This window comes from Bradyrhizobium sp., assembly GCF_016462955.1.
In the GTDB taxonomy this organism is placed as follows: domain Bacteria; phylum Pseudomonadota; class Alphaproteobacteria; order Rhizobiales; family Xanthobacteraceae; genus Bradyrhizobium.
This window is the reverse complement of record NZ_JAEMSD010000537.1, coordinates 1-4402: the sequence shown is the minus strand read 5'-3', so window position 1 is coordinate 4402 and position 4402 is coordinate 1. Positions and strand designations below refer to the sequence as shown.

Here is a 4402-nt window from a genome sequence, read left to right as displayed (position 1 = left end):
GCAAGGAGTTTTCGATCAAGCTCGGCAGCAACGAGCTGATGAACAACCGCTTGTCCGGCTCGGAAGCCGCTCTGGCAACGCTCGCGGCGAAACAGATCGAGAAGGTGGCCAAGCCCGTCGTTCTCATCGGCGGACTCGGCATGGGCTTTACGCTGCGTGCAGCACTCACGGTGCTTGGGCCCAAGGCGAAGATCGTGGTTTCCGAGCTCGTGCCCGCGGTGGTGGCCTGGGCGCGGGGACCGATGGCCGAGGTGTTCGGCGACAGCCTCGATGACGCCAGGGTGAACATCCGGGAGGTCGACGTCGGCGAAATCATCCGCGCAAAGCGAGCGGCCTTCGACGCCATTCTTCTCGACGTCGACAACGGGCCGGAGGGACTGACCCGCAAGGGCAATGATGCGCTCTATACTGCAAGCGGGCTCTCGGCGGCCAAGGCGGCGCTGCGGCCCGGCGGCGTGCTCGCCGTCTGGTCGTCGGGACCCAATCCGCCGTTCACAAGGCGTCTCAAGCGTGCGGGTTTCCACGTCAACGAAGTCAATGTCCGCGCGACCGGCAGGGGCGGCGGTGCGCGCCACGTGATTTGGATCGCGAAGAAGAGTTAGGCCGCCTGCGCCGCTGCGCCATGCGCGTGCTTGTCGATCGCATCGATGATCTCCGGCCAGAAGCGCATGGGCAGCGCGTGGCCCATGCCCTCGATCATCAGCAGTCTTGCGTTCGGGATCGACGCCGCCGTGTCCTTGCCGCCTTCGGGACGGACCAAGGGATCGACGGTGCCGTGAATGACCAGTGTCGGCGTCTTCACCGCGTGCAACCGCTCCTTGCGGCTGCCGGACGCCAGCACGGCGCGGAGCTGGCGGCCGACGCCGGCCGGATTGAGCCCGCGTGCGAACACGCGCTCGGCGCGGCCGGGGTCGAGCGCTTCCTCCTCCGGAAAATGTCCGGCGCGCAGCACTTTCCAGGTCTGGCCGAAGCGGACGATGAACTCCTCCTTGCTGCGCGGCGGCGGCGCCATGAGCATCGCCGCGGCCTCGCGCGTCGGCGGCGGCACACGCGGATTGCCCGTGGTCGACATGATCGAGGTCAGCGAACGCACGCGATGCGGAAACGACAGCGTCACCTCCTGCGCGATCATGCCACCCATGGACGCCCCGACCAGATGCGCCGACTTGATGCCGAGCGCATCCATCAGCCCGACCGTGTCCTTGGCCATGTCGATGAGCTTGTAGGTCGCGGCGACGGGAATTTTGAAGAAGCGCAGCTTCAGCAGCTCGAGCGGCGTCAGGCGTTTGCCGCCGGTGAGATGGCTGGACTTGCCGATGTCGCGGTTGTCGAAGCGGATCACGCGGAAGCCGCGCGCGGCAAGCTGCTCGCAGAACGCGTCGTCCCAATGGATCATCTGCGCGCCGAGGCCCATGATCAGCAGCAGCGGCTCGGCATTGTCGTTGCCGAAGATCTCGTAGCAGATGTCGATGCCGTTGGCGCGGACGGTCTGGGGCGGCTGATGGGCGGTCACGGATCCCTCCTGCTGATCCATGCTGTATCGCATGGTTTCGTTCCGCAAAGAAGCGGCGTGGGCGGCGCCGCGCCCGCTGCTTGCCGGTTGACCGGCACCGCGCAACGGTGTGGTATGGCGCGACAAGAAGGGTGTAAAGCCCTCCACCTCGGGAGGACGCTGATGACCGACAAGACCACCGATCCGGTCGCCTTGTGGCAGAAGATGGTTGGCGAGATGGAGAAGGGTTTCAACTCCTTCGCGACCAAGGCGATGGAGACGCCCGAATTCTCGCAGGCCGTCAACCGCGCCGGCGGCGTTGCTGCAGGTGCTCAGAAGCAGTTCGGCGATCTCATGGAGAAATACCTGCTCTCCATGAACCTGCCCAGCCGCGAGCAGATGAACGGGATCGCGGAACGGCTCCATTCGATCGAAGGCCAGCTCGGCGAGATCAAGTCGATGCTGAGCCAGATGTCGGCAAGTTCCGGTGCGCAGCAAACCGGCGCCGCGCCACGTCCGCCGCGCACGAAACGTCCGCCGTCCGAAGGCGGAGAGCAGAAATGAACGCGCCGGCGGGACTTGATCTCGCGTCGATCCCGGAGCGTATCCAGTCCGAGGTGCAGCGCGCGATACAGCGCAGCATCAAGGGCGTGGAGTATTTCTCGACCTCGGGGCCCTCGCTCGGCTCGACACCCAAGGACGTGCTGCACTCGCGCGGAACCATGAGCCTCTACCACTACCGGCCGATGTCGGACGAGATCTACCGCGTGCCGGTGCTTATTGTGATGGCGACGACCAACCGCGGCTACATCCTCGATCTCGTGCCCGGCCAGAGCTTCATCGAGTTCCTGCTGAGACGCGGCTACGACGTCTACATGCTGGACTGGAGCGCGCCTCGGCCGGAGGAAAAGAGCCTGCGCATGGAGGACTATGTCCTCGACTTCATCCCGGATTGCGTCCGTCGCGTGCAAGCCGATTCCGGCGAGCAGGACGTCTCGATCATAGGCTATTGCTTCGGCGGCGTGCTGTCGCTGCTCTACGGCGCGATCCACCCGGATGGTCCGATGAAGAACCTGATCTGCTTCACGACGCCGATCGACTTCCGCGAGATGAAGCTGTTCTCGAACTTCTCCGACCGCCGCTATTTCGACGTCGACCGTCTCGTCGACAGCGTCGGCAACGTGCCGCCCGAAATGATCCTGTCCTCGTTCGAGATGCTGCGCCCCGCCTCGCGCACGGTAAGCCAGATCCAACTCTGGGAGAACATCTGGAACGACGAGTTCGTGAAGTCCTATCGCATGTTCGATCGCTGGGCGACCGACACGCTGCCACTCGCCGGCGAATATTTCCGCACCATCACCAAGGACCTGATGTGGGACAACAAGCTGCTCAACGACACCATGTCGGTCGGCGGCCGGCCTGCAAGGCTCGCGGACATCAAGGTGCCGATGCTGCACGCGGTCGCCGAACACGACCACATCGTGCCTTATGAGGCCGCAAAACACCTGATCGCGAAGATCGGATCTGCTGACAAGGAAGAGGTGATGCTGAAGGGCGGTCACGTCTCGCTTGTCGCAGGCGCCAATGCCGTGAAGCGGCTATGGCCGAAACTGGATTCCTGGCTGGGGAAGAGATCGACATGAGCGAGCAGCGTTCCTATCCGCGCCACGCCAAGACCGATGCCGGCGATATCGAGATCCGGCTGATGTCGCCCGCCGACGAAGCCGCGGTGCTGGCTTTCGGCAGGGGCCTGCCGACGCATGACCTCTTGTTCCTGCCCCGCAACATCAGCGAGCCGAAGGTGCTGTCGGCCTGGGTCAAGGAGATCGAGCGTGGCGCGATCACGAGCCTGCTCGCGCTCCGGGACGGCAAGGTCGTCGGCTGCGGCACGCTGGTGCGCGACCCGCATTCCTGGTCGCCTCATGTCGGCGAGATCCGGATGGTGGTCTCGCTCGATGTCCGGGGCAAAGGGGTGGGGCGGGCGCTGTCGCAGGAGACCTTCGCGCTTGCGCTCGGCGCAGGCCTGGAAAAGCTGTCGGTCCAGATGACGGTCGACCAGCAGGCGGCGATTGCCCTGTTCGAAGGCCTCGGCTTCAAGGCCGAGGCGCTGCTGCGGGATCATGTCCGGGACGTCGATGGCAAGACCCATGACATCGTCGTGCTCGGCCACAACATCGTGCAGGTCCAGGCTCAGATGGAAGCCTATGGACTGTCGGACGCTGTCCAGCATTAGGGTGCTCGGTACCCTCTTGGCGACAAAGGCATCATGTTGCCGCTTCTTAAGACATATCACGGATTTGTGATCTCGCACTGCAACATAAATATTGCATCGCACAATTAACTATCTTATATCGACTTTGCCCCGGGCCAATGCGGACGGGGTGAGCCCATAGCTCAAACCATTGAGGATGGAGAGAACCCCATGACCACCGATACCAGCACTGCCTTTGAGGGCTTCAAGGACGCTTTCAAGAACATCCAGAACCTGGAAGTTCCAGAGGCCGCCCGCGAGTTCGTCAAAAAGACTGCCAACACCGCCAAGGACCGCGCTGCCGAGGCGTTCGCCGGCTCCGAGCGGGTGACCGCGGCCGTCGAGAACGCGGTTGCCGAAACCGTTGCCGAGGCCGGCAAGATCAGCCGCAACATCCAGCAGGCGATCTACGAGGATGCCGAGGCGTTCTTCTCGGGTATCGATAAGCTCGCGTCCGCCAAGTCGGTCAGCGAAGCCGTCGAGATCCAGTCGGGCCTGCTCCGCGCCCGCGGCGAAGTGTTCGTCTCGCGCGCCAAGGCGACTGCCGACTATCTCGGTAATCTTGCCGCCAACGGTGCCAAGTCCGCTCAGGACAATTTCGCCAAGGTCTACAACAAGACCGCCTGATCCGGCGCCCTGAGCAGAAACTGAATTTCAGG

At 63.7% G+C, this 4402-nt stretch carries 6 protein-coding genes; 5 read left to right on the top strand and 1 reads right to left on the bottom strand.

Annotated elements, in window-relative coordinates:
* Positions 1-602: spermidine synthase (locus tag JHD07_RS33750; RefSeq protein ID WP_291630029.1), on the top strand; the 602-nt coding region annotated here is incomplete at its 5' end.
* Here the strand turns inward: JHD07_RS33750 and JHD07_RS33745 are convergent.
* Positions 599-1513: an alpha/beta hydrolase gene (locus JHD07_RS33745; RefSeq protein WP_291630027.1), complete on the bottom strand. Its 915-nt coding sequence runs from the start codon at positions 1511-1513 to the stop codon at positions 599-601. The two genes, JHD07_RS33750 and JHD07_RS33745, sit on opposite strands and share 4 nt — an antisense overlap.
* Before the next feature lie 162 nt (positions 1514-1675).
* Here JHD07_RS33745 and JHD07_RS33740 point away from each other — a divergent pair, with 162 nt between their 5' ends.
* The 4 genes from JHD07_RS33740 (at position 1676) to JHD07_RS33725 (ending at position 4370) form a co-directional block, all read left to right on the top strand.
* The gene (locus JHD07_RS33740; RefSeq protein WP_291630032.1) at positions 1676-2056 is read left to right on the top strand and encodes a hypothetical protein; all 381 of its coding nucleotides are present in this window, start codon (positions 1676-1678) and stop codon (positions 2054-2056) included.
* Positions 2053-3135 carry an alpha/beta fold hydrolase gene (locus tag JHD07_RS33735; protein ID WP_291630026.1) on the top strand — a complete coding sequence of 361 codons (1083 nt, stop codon included), beginning with the start codon at positions 2053-2055 and terminating at the stop codon, positions 3133-3135. The genes JHD07_RS33740 and JHD07_RS33735 overlap by 4 nt, the downstream gene beginning before the upstream one ends.
* Positions 3132-3725 carry a GNAT family N-acetyltransferase gene (locus JHD07_RS33730; protein WP_291630024.1) on the top strand — a complete coding sequence of 198 codons (594 nt, stop codon included), beginning with the start codon at positions 3132-3134 and terminating at the stop codon, positions 3723-3725. Before JHD07_RS33735 ends, JHD07_RS33730 begins: the two co-directional genes overlap by 4 nt.
* A gap of 189 nt (positions 3726-3914) precedes the next feature.
* On the top strand, positions 3915-4370 hold the full coding sequence (locus JHD07_RS33725; protein WP_291630022.1) for a phasin: 456 nt from the start codon (positions 3915-3917) through the stop codon (positions 4368-4370).
* The last annotated feature ends 32 nt before the right edge of the window (positions 4371-4402 follow it).